This window comes from Nitrososphaera sp. (assembly GCA_039938515.1).
In the GTDB taxonomy this organism is placed as follows: domain Archaea; phylum Thermoproteota; class Nitrososphaeria; order Nitrososphaerales; family Nitrososphaeraceae; genus Nitrososphaera.
The window spans coordinates 79941-97130 of the sequence record JBDUUL010000009.1 but is presented as its reverse complement, the minus strand read 5'-3'; the positions used below and the strand labels follow the sequence as shown (position 1 = coordinate 97130).

Sequence of the window (17190 nt, the reverse complement as noted above, 5' to 3'; positions counted from 1 at the left end):
GCACGGGCCGGCCAATTTTCTTCATTCCTAGTTATTTATTACAGTGTCACGCAGTATTATGGCAAATAATGGAGCAGGAATTTGATAATTTCACCAAGGCGAGCTTTGCTCGGCTTCTGCGCCTGTTTGAAAATACCGACGATGTGGTAAAACTTACACGCGCCTTTTCACTTGCCGCCAGGACGCACAAGGGCGAAATGTGGAACAAGAGCGAGCCGTTTGTCAACCACTCGCTCCGTGTTGCGCTGATTCTGGCGGAGGAGCTTCATCTTCACGATCTTGAACTCGTCTGCGCGGCACTGCTGCATGACATTCCAGTCGAGCAGTACAAAAGCGAGCTGGCAGACTTTGGCCCACGCGTCCTCTCGACGTCATCAACAACCGGCGCAGATCATCGGCCAAGGCCGGAGGCGCGCACCGAGGAGGCCACCGCAAAGTATTATGAAGAGCTCGCAAAGGCCCCAAAGGACTCGAGGTACATCAGGCTGGCAGATCGCCTCGACAGCGCAAGGGCGATGAAGAACCAGGGGTATATGGAAAAGGCCAAGCGCTTCAAAGAAGAGACGCAGAGGTTTGCCATGCCAATCGCCGAGCAGACGAGCGACAAGCTGGCCTTCAAGCTTTCAGTCGCGCTTTACGAGCTAAAGTGATACGCCGCGTATCTGGCATCGACCGTCGGGGCCGTACCTGTGTTTTCCCCAGTGAAAGCCACACCCGGTCATCCAATGCCGTGTACAGCCGCATATAGGGCATCGCCTGATCTTTTCCGGAACGCTATCCCCTTGCGAGTCTTTGTTTGTCAAGTAGATCAAATCCGAGTTGGAACCTGACATAAGGCCGGCTTTGCATGCATTTCTTGCGCAAACTCAGATGACATAAAGGACGCCGCCGGTTACTATCGTGACAAACTCGACAGAGGCCAGCTCACGTACTCGGGCGATAATCGCGTTTAACCACAGGCTATCTATCCCCTGGCTCCAGATTGTAATCTTTTTGTACTGCCGTTTGGCGCCATGAAAATACCCTTCGCAGTCCTCAACCGTGATGTTGGGATACTTTTGGCCAATCTCCTCGACCACGGCAATCGATTCCACCGGGAGGTAGAGTATTGTCAAGGTTGGAAAGGGAATCGCAGAGTTGGCGGCCGCGGATGCAGAGCTGTCTTCGGCCAATGCTCTAGCGTACGCCGGCGAGTATATCATGATTTCGAATACGGCATGAATTCTAGCTCCTATTGCAATTCTTAGCTACCATGCTTACGAAGAAAGGTTATTCAATAAAAAGCAAAATCCGTTAAATTTCTTTTAATGGCAACAACTACGAGAAGCTTTGTCACAACATCCAAAGGCAAAAGTGATCCTGCTATCGCTGTTATCTGCCCTCGCAGTTCTCTCAACTGCAGTGGCAGGACCGGCGATATTTGCGCAGCAGGCATCGCAGCCCCAGACAGCAAATACAACAAATTCGACAAGTTCAGCCAGTCAGTCTGGCGCGACCCAGACTTCAAGCTCTGCAGCAAATAACTCAACGGCACCTCTTCCCGGCACGGTCGTTTGCAACTTAGGCAAACTTCAGGTTGGAACCGCCAACTCCACAAGCGCGGGTTCGACGCAGGTCAGCAGCTCCAACTCGACAGGCAATTCTAAGGCACAGTGTGTAAAAACAGGCAGCAGCTCGTCGGCAACAAGCACCGCATCAGCTCCTAGCACTTCAACAAGCACAGCCTCGAATTCAACCGCCACTTCAGGCCAGACCTCTTCGGCAAGCGGACCGCTTGTATGCAACGTTGGAACGGTACAGATCCGCGCGCCACAGACAGTCACCGCTTCCTCTGGCAACTCCACTACAAACCCACAGGTCACCGTAAAGATTGTGACCCAGTCACAGCTTGCATCAATGAAGAGTAACACGACCTCGATATCGAGCGTGTCAAACTCGACAGCCTCAAAGGCAAGCTGCATGCACCAGTCCACGTCGACTGCATCAGCAAGCGGCACAATGTCTTCAGGCTCGATGTCAAACGCCACATCAATGTCCGGCATGTCCAATTACACATCCACAAGCTCAACAAACAACACCAGCGTGGCAAACATGAACAACTCCACATCCACAAGCTCTGCCCAGAACAGCACCTCCCATTCGATGCTGATGACCGGCCAGAACATGGTCGACACTAACAAGAATGACAGCATTGCAGTCGTCAACGGAACCGGCTTTACGCCGAACCAGGTAGTTCTCGTTTGGTCAGGAAGTTCGCTTATCGGTATCGACCAGGTGGACAGTGGCGGGCACATCAAGGTGCTTTCACGCGTCAGCAGCCCCAATTCCCTCAGCCTAAAGCTAGTGGAAAGCGGCACCTTGAGGACTCAGACCTACAACTCTGCCGGACCGGTTTCATCAAGCGGCGCTAACCAGACATCCAGCGCAAGTACCGCAGCGCAAAACTCTACCGCCACTTCGGCAATGGCATCAAATTCCACAAGCACCAACATGATGAATAGCGCGACCAATTCCACAGCAACATCAAGCGCAAGCAACTCGACTTCCACAACACGGCCATAATTGCAATAACACGGTTATTGCTCCTCTTTTCTTCTTTTTCGCAAATCTTAAATTCGCAGGTCCGAGTTATCACGATTAATGACTAAAATCAAGTGTTCGCACATTCTTGTCAAGAAACAAAGCGAGGCACTCCAGATTCTTGAGAGGCTCAAGGGCGGTGAATCCTTTGCAAACCTGGCAAAGGAGGTTTCCATTGACAAGGGCAGCGGCAAGCGCGGGGGCGACCTTGGCTACTTCAGCAGGGGCATGATGGTCAAGCCATTTGAAGAGGCCGCTTTCAAGCTCGAGAAAGGCCAAATGTCAGAACCGGTCAAGACGGAGTTTGGTTACCACATCATAAAGCGCGTCGACTGAGCGTCATCTGCGTAGGGCCGAAGCATGGATCTCAACGACAATCCCGGTCCTGATAAAGGAGTACACATTTTCCACCGGAATTGAGGCAACGTCTTCGGCCTTGTACGGCCCGTACTTTGACATGTCTACGCCGATAAACTGTTCCATCGGTTTGAGGAACCTGACTACGGCCCTCTTTGAACGCGCCTTTGCGCCAACCAGCTCAAGCACTTTGAGCCTGCCAGCAGAAACGGCGCCAATTACCTCGTCTATTCTTGTTTTTGATTCCCGCAATCCATCAATGACGTACTTTTCCTCGTCCGTGAGTTTCGAGTAATCCAGATTCTCTGAAGACAGTTTGCCCTGCCTGCTCTGGAGAAGGATACGAGCGCACGAAGAGAGCATTTCAACCATCCTGTCCCTGACTCTGGCTTCGATTCCCTCGTAACCGAGCCCCTTCAGGCTCCCTATGGTGACGGCCACTCGCTGAAATGTGTCAGCGGATATCGACTGCAGGCTAGGCGATTCGATTTCCTTGAGCAATATCCTGGAAAGTTCGTTTACCGAGAATGGTAACATGTTCTCTCCCGCACGGCCAGCAGCCGACATAGGCTTAAATTATAGAATTCTTGTGGCTACTGATATAAGAGGTATTCTTATTGCCTTACAAGTTAATCGATGGTAAAATCGAGCCTTTAACATTTACCGCGGATGCAGTCATGCAACGCCTCAAGCAGGACAAAATATCATTTCTTGACCTGCAATTTACCGGGCTCTTTGGCCGTTTTCATCACACGACAATGGACTCAAAGATGTTCCGCGTCGACGACTTTATTGACGGCCTTCCAAAACTCGACGGCTCGTCAATTAGGGGATTTACGGAAATTCATGAATCGGACCTTATCATCCGACCTGACCCTTCAACGTATGCAATCATACCCTGGATAGAACACGCGCCAACGGCGAGATTGATTTGCGACATTATCCGGGGCGGCCACAAACCCGAAGTGTATCCACACGACCCGCGTGGCATTGCCAAGCGTGCTGAAAAATACCTTTCAACCCAGGGATTTGAGACTTCCTACTGGGGGCCTGAGGTAGAGTTTTTCGTATTCGATAAACTGGAGGTAAACACAATGACCCCCTACCAAGGGCAGAGCTATCACATCTCTTCGCGGGAAGCGCCTTGGTCCACCGACAGCGTGGGCTATGCCCTCCGGCTCAAAGAGGGTTATCTGCCAAGCGCGCCAGGCGACACCCTGATGGAATACCGGAACCAGTGCGTCGATGTGCTGACAAACAATTTCGGCATCGTCTGCGACGCTCACCATCACGAGGTGGCAACCGCCGGCCAGTGTGAAATCGACATACGGTTTGACACCCTGGTCAACGCGGCAGACGGAGTCCAGAGTTACAAGTACATAGTCAAGAACCTTGCCAAAAAGAACAACATGATAGCGACAATGATGCCAAAGCCCATTGCGCTTGACAACGGCTCCGGAATGCACGTCAACATGAGCCTCTGGAACAAGGGGGTCAACCTCTTTTATGACGAGTCGGACGACTATGCCGAAATGTCCCAGACAGCCCGGTACTTTGGTGGGGGAATCATGGATCATGCCCATGCATTGGCAGCAATCGTGGCACCTACGACAAACTCGTACCGCCGGCTGGTGCCCGGCTATGAGGCACCGGTTTACGTTGCTTGGAGCACAGGAAACAGGTCAGCCATCATCAGGATCCCCGCCCACTACAAGGGCCGCAAGTTTGCAAACATGAAGAGGATAGAATTCAGGGCACCTGACCCCTCATGCAACCCGTACCTTGCGTTTTCGGCCATACTGGCTGCAGGCCTTGATGGAATAAAGGAAAAGAAGGAAATCGGTAGCCCCGTAAATGAAGACATTTTCAAAATGTCGGCCAAGAGGCGGCGCGAACTGGGCATAACACAGCTGCCTGCCAGCCTGAGAGAAGCCTACGAGGAGCTTGCAAGCGACAGCGCGTTCTTGAAGCCGATATTTGACAACGACACGGTCGAACGGATCATCGAGCATGAAGAAAAAGAGCATGTCGAGGTCGCGCTCAGGCCTCATCCGCACGAATTCTCCATGTATGCAGACGTCTAGAGTCTTACTGCAGGCCCAAGACAAGACTATTATTTGACGTAAGCGTTACGTCCTTTGGTCTTGACTCATCTGGGTATTGACATAGACCAATTCGTGCTTTTTACCATTTATCCAGCGGCGGCGTTTTTTGCAATAGGGTTTGCTTCAAAGAAAACCAAAATGAAGCAAATCGTAATGTATCTGCTGCAGGCGGCCACCTGCTTCGGCTTTTCCATCGCTTACTTTGCATTTGTTCCAAACGGCGGCGCGCAGGGGCTCGCTGTCGTGCTGGCCATGTTCGGTGTTCTGCTGCTTTTCATGGCAAGGAAGCAGAAAATACAACCAGCCGAGCAGAGCGTGGAATAAGAGAGGCCGCTTTGGCCTCTGACAAATTGCGCAGGCCGCCCCTCATAAAACCATACAAATATTACATTGCGCAAACGAGTCTGCCCAGTAGATGATAAAAGGAAAGGTCGCCCTCGTGACGGGCGCAAGCAGCGGCATCGGCCACGCGACTGCCATGGCTTTGGCGAGAGCCGGCGCAAGAATAGTTGCCGGAGCACGCCGCGTCGAACGGCTTGAGGAGCTCAAGGCCGGCGTTACATCGGCGGGGGGAGAAATACTCATCCAGCGGCTTGACGTTACAGACAGAAAAGACTGCCAGGCGTTTGCAGCCGCTGCTCTTGGCAGGTGGGCTTCAATTGATATTCTGGTAAACAACGCGGGGTTGATGCCGCTCAGCTTCTTCAAGAGCCTCAAGGTCGAGGAGTGGGACCAGATGATCGATGTGAACGTAAAGGGCGTCCTGTACTGCACCGCAGCTGTTCTGCCGCACATGCTTGAGAAAAAGTCCGGTCATATAGTCAACATTTCATCGGTGGCAGGAAGAATCGTATTTCCTGCAGGGGGAGTCTACTGCGCTACAAAACATGCAGTGACAGCTCTCAGTGAAGGGTTGAGGCAGGAGCTCAGCCAGCGCTCGAACGTCCGTGTGACGTGCATCGAACCCGGTGTCGTTGCGACAGAGCTGACCAATACCATAACGGACAAATCGCTTGAATCCTTTGTTGCCTCGACCAAGAAAATGGAGGCATTGCAGGCATCCGACATCGCAAACGCCATACTCTACGCCGTTGAATCACCTCCACACGTCAACATTAACGAGGTGCTTGTCAGGCCAACCTCGCAGGAAAGGTAAGACCCGCGCCCATCAGCGACAATCGCATTCGTTAAGCGATTGCCCCTTTTCTCTTTCTTGCTGGTCTTTCTCCCTGTAGCCCATTATTTCCGCGTGAGGGTCCCGTGCGTGCGCTTCAATAAAATTCAGTAGTTCTTCGTTGTTAGGCTGTCTGAAATAATCGGTCATTTTTGAAATTGTTTCATAATCACGGAGTAGGCTCGCATCGCGAGCGGACAAGTATTCTGAATTTTTGTTTTTCGATGTCACGCATTCTAGATACTGTTATCATTAAAAAATGTTAACACAATGTAGGTCCGGAGAGTTCGAAACTGCAGTTCAAAACTCCGCAACCTGCTTTTCCGGTCTGCTCATGGTGTAAAAGCCGTGCGCCGAGATTAGAAATGCCGAAAGCGACATCTTGGTGGCAAAAACTAGGTTCCACGGGGTCAGGGGGTCGGGGTAGTTTACAATTATCTGATCAAACCTGAGCACGCCCCTGAGCGCATCGGCTGTTATTAGCGAATTCCAAATCGAAAAATTGTAGATAAACTCATAAAGCGACACTATGGCAATGGAAAGGACTATCAGCTGAAGGATGGACTTGATCCACTTTGGGATTTGTTTCGCCTTTTCAGCACCAAGTTTTACCACGCAATACCAGCCCAGAACGGTTACTACCATCAGGTATGTCACCAGTTTTGCGACCCCGTGGACAGGAAACTCTGTGTCTACGAGAACCTGGCCGATAATGACCTTGCCGCTGTGGAGGTACTCCCCCAGGCTGACATAAATCGCATAAAGGGTAATTGACGCCATCATGAAGGCGCAAAAGTAAAAGACTCCAAGAAAGACCTTCCTGGTGCGTCGCTCGTCTTTCTCCAGTGAAGTCCGCAACGGTCTAGCTATTCTTGATGTTCTATATTACTTTAAAGCCTTAAGAACTTGCTTGGCTGAGGTGGCAGTGTTTATCACGTCGGAGGCCTTGGCCCATCCCCTCCGCGCCTGGCCAACGCCTAGCATGAGGTAGGAATAGTGGATTGGATGATGGGCGTCAGAGTCAATCGAGAGTTTCACTCCCTGCTCTACAGCCATCCTCACATGCTCGTCCCTCAGGTCAAGCCTGTCATAGTGCGCATCCACTTCAAGTACGGTCCCCGTTTCCTTGGCTTCAGATACAATCCTCTGGATGTCGACAGGATATCCTTCACGCTTGTTTATTCGCCTGCCTGTCGGGTGGAAAATAATATCAACACTCGGATTTCTAATCGCGCTGACGATCCTCTTTGTCTGGTCTTCGATCGGAAGGGCAAAGTTTGAGTGAATCGCGGCCCCTACAATATCCAGCCTGTCAAGAACGCTGTCTGCTATGTCAAGAGAACCGTCCTTCATGATGTTGACCTCTGCTGACGCCAGAACCTCGATTCCCTCAATCCTGTCCTTCATGGCCCAAATCCGCTCGGCCTGGTCCAAAAGCTCCTCCTCGTCAAGGCCCCCGGTCAGCGCCAGGCTCTTTGTGTGATCAGTTATCGCGATGTACTTTAGGCCAAACTCTCTGCCAGCACGCGCCATCTCCTCGATGCTTGCGGTGCCATCCGTGCTCTCGCTGTGAACCTGCAGATCGCCCTGTATGCTGCCATACTGCACGAGCTGAGGCAGGCCTCCCGAGAGCGCCAGTTCGATTTCGCCAGAGTCTTCCCTGAGCTCCGGCGGAATCCAGTCCATCCCAAGCGCTCGATAGACCTCAGCCTCAGATGCGCCCGCAACCCGCAGGGAATCCCTGTAAAGTCCCCATTCGTTGAGCCTGAGGCCTTTCTCGGTGGCAATTCTCCTGACGTGCACCGAGTGTTCCTTGCTGCCGGTAAAGTACTGGAGAGCAGAACCCCAACTCTCTGGCGGGACAACTAGCAGATCCGCGTCTATTTTGCCTGCAAGTCTGACGAACGACTTGGATTGCCCCCGCGCCATTACCTCGTCCACTTCTGGCATTGTGACAAAGGACTCCATTACGCGTTCTGAATTATGTTCCGGTGTGCATACCAGAAAATCAATATCGCCCACGGTTTCCTTCATCCTCCGGACCGAGCCGGCGGTAATGGCCTCTTGGACCCCCGGCAGACCGCCCAGCCTCTTCTCAATTTGCTTGGCAAGGGGGTAGACCTCGCCTAGCAGCCTCCTCCTACTTCCTTGCCTGTAATATGAAATACGAGCTTGCATTTCCTTTATCCTCTTTGGCGTAAAGCCGGCGACGCCTTGCAATTTGCCATCGCTGGCAGCCTTTTCCAGATCACCCAGGTTCCTTACCCCGAGTTTTTCATACAGGAGCTTGACCGTCTTTGGCCCAAGGCCCTCTACAGAGCGGAATTGCTCCACGTCGACCGGGAGTCTGGCCCTTGCTTCCTCAAGATTCCTGATAGCGCCGGTGTTTATCATTTCTTCAATCTTGCCGGCAATCGCCTTGCCTATCGAGGGGATTTCTAGCAAGCCTTCGACTCCTTTTTCTGCATAAACCTCGTCAAGTCTTTGGTGGAGAGCATCCACGACGTCTGCCGCCCTGTAATAAGCACGGGCTTTGAACTGGGAATTGGCCCCGTCCTCGGTTTCAGCGTAAAAGCCAAGGTTTCTGAGAGCGCCGCCAATCTCTGAATTTTTCAAGGCAGTTTTAGATTGAATCCGACTCACTTAACGTTTATCTGGAAGCAATACCAACTTTAAAGCACTGTTACAACGCGACGGTGATGATGATTGCTTTCTAGCTCTGAGCCGTCCGATATTTGTATAACGTGAAATTGGCTTAACGCTTACATAAATAACATGGGAAATGGAGTTGGAAATGCCGATCGAAATCCATCTCCCATGTTATTGCCTTGCAGGATAACTCTGATTTGAATCGGATTTTACCGTTGATAAAACGCGGTTTTGCTATATCATAAACAGTTTTGATTACTCTAAAACGCTGCTGACAAATACAGCGCGGTTCAGTTTCAGAGCACAATGTCCCTATCTTTAACAAGCCATTCAAAGCATTGCTAATCAATGCTGCCACGACAGTTGTAATCATGGCTTCATTTCATCGCCTATGGCGGGCTGAAAAGCGGTGGAGATAGTGCCTGCTCTCGCGCAGCTGCTTGCGCTGCCAGGCGATGCCATACTCGCACTGGGCACGGTTGGATTAGCGGCCGTCTCGGCACTGTTCTTTTTCAGGGTGGCGCAGGACGAGCGAAGGCTGCGGAGGGCAAAGTCACAATCGCGCTAGCCTGTTCCGGGGCTAGATTTTTTATACCGAATGGCGCCACAGCAGCAGGTGCTGCGGCCGGACTGGGATACATACTTTCTCCTGCAGGCAGAGATTGCCAAGCTGCGCTCAAATTGCATTACTAGGCATATTGGCGCCGTTATCGTGAAGGATAATCGCCAGATAGCGACAGGTTACAATGGGACGCCGCCGGGAATCCGGAATTGCTTCGAAGGCGGCTGTCCGCGCTGCCAGGAGAGAATGAGGGGAGAGGTAAAGTCCGGCGAAGGTCTCGATCGGTGTCTATGCACCCATGCCGAGGCCAACGCCATAATGCAGTGCGCGCTGTTTGGAAATGCCGGAAGTACAAAGGGCTCGACCCTCTATTCGACTTTTGCGCCGTGCATCGAGTGCAGCAAGATGGCGATAAGCGTCGGGATTTCCAGAATTGTGGTGCTTGCCGACTATCCCGAGGATGGAACAAGGCTGCTCCATGAAGCCGGCGTCAAGCTCGTAAAAGCAGACCCTGAGCTTCTAAACCCCTGGCTTGCGTTAATGGCTCAGGACCCGCGCGCACTCGCCAGCCAGTCCGGGAAAGGATGAACGCCATTTGAAGACTACTGTCCGCACGGCGCAAGACTCCGACAGGCAGCCAATCCTGCAGTTTTGCACAGACACGTTTAGCTGGGGCGACTATATAGATGTCGCATGGGACATCTGGATGAAGGACAGGAAGGGACGGCTGTTTATTGCCGACTCCCAGAGTTCAGGGTCCATTGCAGTCGGACACGCTGCGCTTTGCCCCTACAAGGAGAGCGTCTGGGTAGAGGGCGTCAGGGTCAGGCAGGACCATAGAAAACTCGGAGTGGCCAGCGCGCTCATCGACGCGATGCTCGAGTTTGGACGAAAACGAGGAGCGTCGGAAGCTCTTGGAATAGTCGCATCAAAAAACTTTGCCTCCCAGAGAATGATGGAGAAATGCGGCTTTCAGGCCGTTTCAGATTGGGCGTACCTTGCAACGGACAGACAAATTGCGAGAAAAAAATCCGAAGCCCGCCTGGCGACTGTGCAGGATCTCGACGATGTTCTCAATTACCTCTCAGCTTCTCAGTTATTCCGAGCTTCCGGAGGCCGGTACATGGACACGTGGAGGTGGTATCAGCTGGACAAGAGGGCATTGCGGTCATTTGTGGACAGGAAGCGTCTTTTGGTCACCGGTAGGCCCATAACAGGCATGGCGGTATTGAACACAGAGGGGTACTGGGACCGCAAGGACTTGCTACAGGTGGTATATCTCGACTCTTCATCGTCAGAATCACTCGCTGAACTGCTCACCTTTGCCACAAACCTCTACATGCTGGGAGGCTTTCGACGGCTGCACGTAATCTGCCACCAGAGCCTGGCCGCTGCCGTGCGCCAATTTGAAATGACCGAGTCAGAATCCTTTGTCCTCTACCGCAAGAAAATCGAATCGGACGCGGAGCAGGACCGGCCGTCCGCAAAGCGCTCACGCAGCAGGCCCGAGCGTTGAACCGGCGGCAATCGTTAATGCATTGCCGTCGGGCATATGCCCCTAGATTCTAGCGCATCTCGCGCTCAAGCCTGTCCAATTTCTGCATCAACTCAAGATTCTTCGACTTAAGCCTGTCCAGGTCATCGCTGATATGCTCCAAAGCCGCGGGCCTTTTGCTGGACTCTCTTATCACAAGTATGCACTCCTCTGCCACTCTCCGCACTCTCTGATCAGGATCTCGTTCAGACACTGCCGCAAGCTCTGGTATCGCCTTGACCAGCCCAGCTTCTGCAAGTGCCCTGCACGCATTTATCCTGACACGGAACCACCTGTCGGTGAGCAGGTTAACCAACTGCAAGAAAACGCTGGTATTTGCCTCGGCAAAGCGACCGAGCGCAAACGTTGCGGCCTCCCTCACCCTGTGGTGGTTGCCATACTCGCTCTTTGATACTAGCAGGTCTGCTATCTCTTTGTTCTCGCCAAATTCCTTCAGGCCGTTTATCGCCCCTTGGGCGACAATATTCTGAAACGATCGCGTCTCCAAGGCTTTGATTAGGAGTGGAGGGGCACGCCGGTCTCGGGACTTCCCAAGCGCCAGGGCCGCTTCAGATTCAACAAAATAACTCGAATCGCCGCGTTCTAGAAGCGCAGCCAGCTCCTCAAACGATTCTTGTTTCCTGAACTCGCCTATCGCTTTTACTACAGCTCTTCTCACTTTGGGATGCATTACCTTTCCGACGCAGTCACGGAGGGCTGCATACGACCCTTGGGTCTTGGTGCTTCCAAGCGCCTTTGCGGCTTCTGCAGCCACGCCCCAGAATTTATCGCCAGAGGCCGCGGCCTTGAGCGCCTCGATTACTGAATCAGCCGGCTCGCCGGCAAGCGCTCTCGCTGCTTCAATCCGCTCGATGACAGTCCGGCCCCCTTTTAGCTGGTTTACAAGGAGCTCCTTTGGAGCCTTTATCGATATTGTCTTTAGTACCTTGAATTCCGGATCGATTGACACCCACTCTATGCCTGCAGAATCCAGCGGAAGTTGAAAAGCCGTCTCCTTCTCCTCGATGCGAAGGACAAAGAGCTTCTGGTTCGCCTTGCCAATCTGACCTGCCTGCGACTGAATCACATTTACCTCAAGGGAAAACACGAATGGCGCCTCAGCCTGTGTCTGCTCAACCTTGACCCTGAGGGTATTTTGTCCCTCTATTGAAATCTGCACCTTGAGCTGTGGGTGCCCTGCCTTGTACAGCCACTGGTCGAAGAACTGCTCCAGACTCCTGCCAGTTTCGAGCTCAAACGTCCTCCTCAGGTCAAAAGTTTCGGCAGTGCAGTCGCCGAAACGGTCAAGATAAGCTCCGACGGATTTTCGAAATGCCAGATCTCCCACGGTGTTGCGAAGCATGTGGAGCACGACTCCTGCTTTCTCGTAGGTGTGCCTGTCAAACAGGTCGTCGGGGTGCTTGAAGGTCTTTGTCACAATAGGCCGGACGTACCTGGTTGATGCCTCCTCGAAATAATCGTCTGCGGTCTGCATTACGTAGTAGAGAAACTCGTCCGTGCCCCTGCTTGCTTCCCAGTACAGGGCCTCGCAGTAGGTTGCAAATCCTTCGTTTAACCAAATACTTGACCAGTCCCTGCAGGTCACCAAATCCCCGAACCACTGGTGGGCAAGTTCGTGAGACACAAGGTGGTCGCTCGTAAAGTCGACGTGCGCTTTCTGGTCATGCAGGGTGTCCGTAGTAAGCGTAGTGCAGCTAGAGTTCTCCATCCCGCCGTAAACAAAGTCCTGCACCGTGACTTGAGAGTATTTTTCATACGGATACTTTACGCCAAAATAATCTTCAAAGAATTTCAGCATTTCCGGCGTCCGCTCAAACGAGCGCATCGCATCGTCGCTGAATTCCCCTGGCACATAGTAGTAGAGCCCCCTGCCGCCGGTAATCTCGGCATACTTGCCGATGACGACAGAAGTAAGATAGGCAGGATGAGGCCTGCCCTCCGACCAGACATGGGCGACTGCCGGCTGTCCGTCGGCTGTCAGCTGCTGTCTTTCTTTGAGACTTCCGTTTGATATTACCGTATATTCAGGGGGAACAATTACCGAAATGTCTGAAGTGAATTTTACAAGCGGATGGTCGATACATGCAAACCAGTATTTTGACTCGGTGGTCTCGCCCTGGGTCCACGCTTCGGTTCTCTTGTTGGGATACTTTTCATCCGCAGAGACAAAATAGAAGCCTTTTCTAGGCTTTGCACTGTAACTGATTGTAAGACCAATGATGTCCCCATGCCTCGCAGGTTGTACCAGACTGACTAAGACCTTGTCGCCAATGACCTTGAATGAGCAAGAAGTGTTCCCGACCGTGATGGATGAAACGTCAAGTTCCGCCGCGTCAAGCTCTATCGTGTTGGGACTGTTGTCCAGTGAAATACACTTGACTTGCAGTTGCTCTGTACAGCGTATCGTTTTGGTAGCAAAATCTGGAACTACCCTGAGTGACATGTGCGTTATAGTAAAATCGAGCGATGGTGGGTAATGAGGCACACTGCCTGCCAGCTCGAATTTCTTGGATGGAGAACTGTCGTCAGCATTGCGACTGGTGCCGTCTATCTGCCGCTTCATCTATATTCCAGAGTCGGTCTCGACGATTAAAATAAAGGTTCTCACGCTTGAAGTTCTGCAAACAGGCCGAGTCAGATGCCGCTGACCGAGCTCGGATTTTCGACAAGCGCTAGATCTCCTTCGGTTATTTCGCTGCCGGAAATTCGAGCCTTTATCAGCCTTCTTATCAGTTTTCCAGTCCGCGTCCTTGGCAAATCCATTACAAACCGAATTTCGTCAGGACTGGCGAACTTGCCAATTTTGTCCTCAACCGTCCTGGATATCTCCTCTCTGAGGCGCGGCCCGATCTCAGCGCCGTGCCTCGTGATAACACACAGGACTATTCTTTCTCCCCTGATGCTGTCATGGTCACCCACGGCTGCGGCTTCGGCAACTTCCGGGTGAGCCATCGCTGCCGCTTCTATCTCTGCATTGGACAGCCTATGGCCTGACACCTTGATTACGTCATCGCTTCTTCCAGCAATGTACCAAAGGCCTGTCTCATCGACAAACACTAGGTCCCCGTGGTCCCACGACCCATGGTATCGCGACCAGTATGTTTCAAGAAACCTCTGGGCGCTGTTGACAAGCCCGCGCGTCATGGAAGGCCATGGCTTTGCAATTACGAGCCGTCCATTTTGTGCCGGCCTTCCCGCATCGTCGTAAATGCGCGCATCGAATCCCGGTACAGGTCCTCCGACGGAGCACGGCCGGATATCTGACCCCGGAAGCGGACTGAGGATTGCGCCTCCCGCCTCAGTCCCCCCTGACAGATTAATTACGGGGCACCTGCTTTGCCCGACCTTTTCATTATACCAGTCCCAGGCTTCCTTGTTGATAGGCTCGCCGGTTGTCGCCAAGACCCGAAGAGACTTCAACGCTGACGCGTCTGGGTCTGTCTTGCTTCTCATAAAGAACCTGATTGCAGTTGGAGCCATTCCCAGAATGCTGACGCCGTGCTTGGAAATTATTGACTGCCACGCACGGTCGTTTGGGTAGTTCAGCGCCTCTTCGTAAACCACCGAGGTGCCGCCTATGATTGTGCTGCCGTAGACGACCCATGTCTGGCCGGTAATCCATCCGACGTCGGCATACCAAAACAGCACATCTTGAGGCCCCATATCGACAAGATAACTTGCCTGCTGCGCCGCGACTACCATGTAGCCGCCGTGAACCTGGAGAGTCCCCTTTGGCTGGCCGGTCGTGCCGGACGTATACAGGATAAACAGCGGATCCTCCGAATCCATGACCCGAGTTTCGGCGCGGCTTTGACCGGCAATCCGGATAAAGTCGTCATACGACACCACGCTGCCGCCAGATGACCCCTTTACATCGATTATAGTCCTGACAAAAGTCTTTGAACCCAGGTTGGACGGTGATGTGGCCTTTGTCCACTGTTCCTTTAGGTCTATTTTCTTGCCGTGCCTGTACATGGTATCCGAGGTAATCAATACGCTTGCGCGCGAGTCGGCCAGTCTAGCCTGCAACGCGTGTGAGCCAAAACCCGAGAAAATAGTAGAATGTATCGCGCCTATTTTTGAGCATGCCAGAATTGCGTAAAAGGTTTCTGGGATCATGGGAAGGTAAATCGCAACCACGTCTCCTTTCTTGACCCCAGAGTCAATGAGAGCGGCAGCAAGCCGGCTCACTTGAAGGTCTAATTCCCGGTAGGTTATCTTTTGTGTGCTGCCATTTCCTTCAAATACATAGGCAATTTTTTCAGGCTGCGTTCTGGCGTGCCGGTCAAGGCAGTTGGCCACGATGTTGCACTTGCCCCCAACGAACCACTTTGTCCATTCGATTCCCCTCGAGGAATCAAAGACCCTGGAATATTTTTCAAACCACTCCAGTTTCAGGTCCTCGTTTACCGCGTCCCAGTACCATGAAATGTCCTCATTTGCTTTCTTTACAAGAGACCTGAAATCCTGCAGTCCGTACTTTGACATGAACCGTTTGATATTGGTCTCCTGTGTCGTCGCACCAGAGCTATTCACTGAGCGATACAGAAAGCAAGCAACATTGGCCAGATATCTATGTGACTAAGGACTAATAGTGATGACTTGCTGCCAAACATAATACCACGAGAAAAAATAAATCCATGCTGCGAGAAAAGCTTGGCTAGGGGGTCTTTTGGTAGTAGAGGAAGTACGGTACGATTTCGAGGATTATCCACGCTATGCCGATGATTTCATCAAAGACCTCCTGCGCCTGATGATTCTATCAAAACTAAATGCAGCAGTTCGAAACTCTTCTTCCCGGGCGTATTTTGTGAGCATAGTCTCCCAGATCAAGGGCTGCGAAGCGTACGTTGTGAATTACGGCCAGCCCCTTCTGTATGTACGCTACCAGGGAATAGAATTCACAGACCAGAAAGTCACCACACAATTCGTTAGGACCGACGATCACGTCGTTGACATAACGCTAGAGTCTCTCTTTGGCGATTTTGTCAGGAGGTTTGATGATCTGGCGTCTGCATCGGAAAACAAGGTGAGGTGGGCGGTATTGCCGGAACCAGAAGGCAATGCGACCGGGTCCATCCCCGACCCGCTCTTTTCCCTTCTCGACTCTTTTGTCAACGCGGTCAGCCGTTTAACAATGCTGGAAAGCTCAAGCCCCGACAGCCTGAAGAACAAAAGGCTCGTAATCCGAAACGCCAGCATCCTTCGAAAGACACTCTATCTCGAGCTCTTAATCGACGGACGGTTGAATATTGTAGAATTTAATCCGTCAAAGAAGAAAAGCGAGCTGGCTGTGGCGCTCTTGCTCGGGCCGTCAGAACCTGCAAAGGCCCTTGTCGAGCTAATGCGGCAGCGGGCCTGAGGGCAGGCTGACGGGCTGAAAAACATTCACGTGATGACAAAATCAAAAAAAGATTTTGCACCTTTTCGAACTAAAGTCAGTCGAGGTGCATTTCCTCATATCGCTGAATGGGCGATCGGCGCAGGTTAGTGTCATCACGTACCTTCCAGATTCGCCTCGGTCAATTAATAGATTTGCGGGGGGCTTCCCTGACCTTCTTGCCTCGCGGCGAGGGCACGATCCGAAGAGCGGCGCCCCCAAATTTCTTGCTCAGTTCTGCTCCGGAAAACAACCTGTCAAGAAATACGGCAAGGGCTGCTATCTCCGAGTGGGGCTGGTTGCCAACAGAGATGTTATAGTCTGCCAGGTCGTACGCCTCCCTCGGAACTTTTTCGGCGCCGATAATGACAAGGACATTCCTGCCGGCGTTAGACTTGCAGTTCAACTTTGATATCCCGCTGCTCAGGGCCGTTCCGTACATGGTGAGGTGAACCACCCTGCCTCCTTCATTCTTCCACTGCCTTGCAAACGCTTTCCAGTCATTGATAAGCTCGACTCTAAACTGGCCTCCCCACCTCTTGCCAACGGATTCAAGCGTCTGTCTGACAGAAATATCCACTCCGGTCATGTAGATGGCTTCGGCTCCAAATGCCCGCGACACTAGGGCGGAGTGGGTGGTAACCCGGTCGTCCCGAACCAGCCTGTGGCCTATCCTGAGCACTGACACGCGGCGACTCATTCCCTGAGCCGCCTCCTTTCGACCATATCGAGTAGCTGCTGCAAAGTCCTGCAGGGCGCGGCCTTCAAGGAAAACACCCCATCACGGTCTGCTATCTGAGATGCTAGTAGCCTATTCAAATCCAGCAC

General features: G+C 52.4%; 17 protein-coding genes. 10 read left to right on the top strand and 7 right to left on the bottom strand.

Annotation, left to right across the window (positions count from 1 at the left end; translation table 11 throughout):
• Positions 1–68 precede the first annotated feature (68 nt).
• Positions 69–650, top strand: coding sequence for an HD domain-containing protein (locus tag ABI361_04945; protein MEO9320000.1), 582 nt, complete (start codon positions 69–71; stop codon positions 648–650).
• Positions 651–866: 216 nt separating this feature from the next.
• On the opposite strand, the gene ABI361_04940 is transcribed toward ABI361_04945, so the two are convergent.
• Complete coding sequence (locus tag ABI361_04940; protein MEO9319999.1) at positions 867–1172, bottom strand: hypothetical protein; 306 nt, start codon at positions 1170–1172, stop codon at positions 867–869.
• A 157-nt stretch (positions 1173–1329) separates the two neighbouring features.
• On the opposite strand from ABI361_04940, the gene ABI361_04935 reads away from it, so the two are divergent.
• Positions 1330–2562 carry a hypothetical protein gene (locus ABI361_04935; GenBank protein ID MEO9319998.1) on the top strand — a complete coding sequence of 411 codons (1233 nt, stop codon included), beginning with the start codon at positions 1330–1332 and terminating at the stop codon, positions 2560–2562.
• A gap of 78 nt (positions 2563–2640) precedes the next feature.
• Positions 2641–2916, top strand: a complete 276-nt coding sequence (locus ABI361_04930; GenBank protein ID MEO9319997.1) for a peptidylprolyl isomerase — start codon at positions 2641–2643, stop codon at positions 2914–2916.
• A gap of 3 nt (positions 2917–2919) precedes the next feature.
• On the opposite strand, the gene ABI361_04925 is transcribed toward ABI361_04930, so the two are convergent.
• A complete protein-coding gene (locus ABI361_04925) occupies positions 2920–3474 on the bottom strand; it encodes a hypothetical protein (GenBank protein MEO9319996.1) in 555 nt (184 codons plus the stop codon).
• A gap of 140 nt (positions 3475–3614) precedes the next feature.
• Between ABI361_04925 and glnA the strand changes: the two genes are divergently transcribed.
• The 3 genes from glnA to ABI361_04910 all read left to right on the top strand — a co-directional run bounded on the left by glnA (position 3615) and on the right by ABI361_04910 (position 6198).
• Positions 3615–5021: a type I glutamate--ammonia ligase gene (gene glnA, locus ABI361_04920; GenBank protein MEO9319995.1), complete on the top strand. Its 1407-nt coding sequence runs from the start codon at positions 3615–3617 to the stop codon at positions 5019–5021.
• A 60-nt stretch (positions 5022–5081) separates the two neighbouring features.
• The gene (locus ABI361_04915; protein MEO9319994.1) at positions 5082–5366 is read left to right on the top strand and encodes a hypothetical protein; all 285 of its coding nucleotides are present in this window, start codon (positions 5082–5084) and stop codon (positions 5364–5366) included.
• A gap of 91 nt (positions 5367–5457) precedes the next feature.
• On the top strand, positions 5458–6198 hold the full coding sequence (locus ABI361_04910; protein ID MEO9319993.1) for an SDR family oxidoreductase: 741 nt from the start codon (positions 5458–5460) through the stop codon (positions 6196–6198).
• A 318-nt stretch (positions 6199–6516) separates the two neighbouring features.
• Here the strand turns inward: ABI361_04910 and ABI361_04905 are convergent, their stop codons facing one another.
• Together ABI361_04905 and polX are read right to left on the bottom strand one after the other, a co-directional pair.
• A complete protein-coding gene (locus tag ABI361_04905; protein ID MEO9319992.1) occupies positions 6517–7074 on the bottom strand; it encodes a hypothetical protein in 558 nt (185 codons plus the stop codon).
• Between the two features lie 27 nt (positions 7075–7101).
• Positions 7102–8832 (bottom strand): DNA polymerase/3'-5' exonuclease PolX, encoded by a 1731-nt coding sequence (polX, locus tag ABI361_04900; GenBank protein ID MEO9319991.1) that lies wholly within the window; start codon positions 8830–8832, stop codon positions 7102–7104.
• A gap of 442 nt (positions 8833–9274) precedes the next feature.
• Between polX and ABI361_04895 the strand changes: the two genes are divergently transcribed.
• The 3 genes from ABI361_04895 to ABI361_04885 are packed head-to-tail and all read left to right on the top strand — an operon-like array spanning position 9275 to position 10943.
• Complete coding sequence (locus ABI361_04895; protein ID MEO9319990.1) at positions 9275–9433, top strand: hypothetical protein; 159 nt, start codon at positions 9275–9277, stop codon at positions 9431–9433.
• A gap of 48 nt (positions 9434–9481) precedes the next feature.
• Positions 9482–10015: a dCMP deaminase family protein gene (locus tag ABI361_04890; protein MEO9319989.1), complete on the top strand. Its 534-nt coding sequence runs from the start codon at positions 9482–9484 to the stop codon at positions 10013–10015.
• A gap of 7 nt (positions 10016–10022) precedes the next feature.
• A complete protein-coding gene (locus ABI361_04885; GenBank protein MEO9319988.1) occupies positions 10023–10943 on the top strand; it encodes a GNAT family N-acetyltransferase in 921 nt (306 codons plus the stop codon).
• A 49-nt stretch (positions 10944–10992) separates the two neighbouring features.
• Here ABI361_04885 and ABI361_04880 read toward each other — a convergent pair whose 3' ends face one another.
• The gene (locus ABI361_04880) at positions 10993–13545 is read right to left on the bottom strand and encodes a M1 family aminopeptidase (GenBank protein MEO9319987.1); all 2553 of its coding nucleotides are present in this window, start codon (positions 13543–13545) and stop codon (positions 10993–10995) included.
• Between the two features lie 71 nt (positions 13546–13616).
• Positions 13617–15518 (bottom strand): AMP-binding protein, encoded by a 1902-nt coding sequence (locus ABI361_04875; protein ID MEO9319986.1) that lies wholly within the window; start codon positions 15516–15518, stop codon positions 13617–13619.
• 136 nt (positions 15519–15654) lie between these two features.
• Between ABI361_04875 and ABI361_04870 the strand changes: the two genes are divergently transcribed.
• Positions 15655–16344 carry a hypothetical protein gene (locus ABI361_04870; protein ID MEO9319985.1) on the top strand — a complete coding sequence of 230 codons (690 nt, stop codon included), beginning with the start codon at positions 15655–15657 and terminating at the stop codon, positions 16342–16344.
• 160 nt (positions 16345–16504) lie between these two features.
• Here the strand turns inward: ABI361_04870 and ABI361_04865 are convergent, their stop codons facing one another.
• On the bottom strand, positions 16505–17062 hold the full coding sequence (locus ABI361_04865) for a tRNA (cytidine(56)-2'-O)-methyltransferase (protein MEO9319984.1): 558 nt from the start codon (positions 17060–17062) through the stop codon (positions 16505–16507).
• Between the last annotated feature and the right edge of the window lie 128 nt (positions 17063–17190).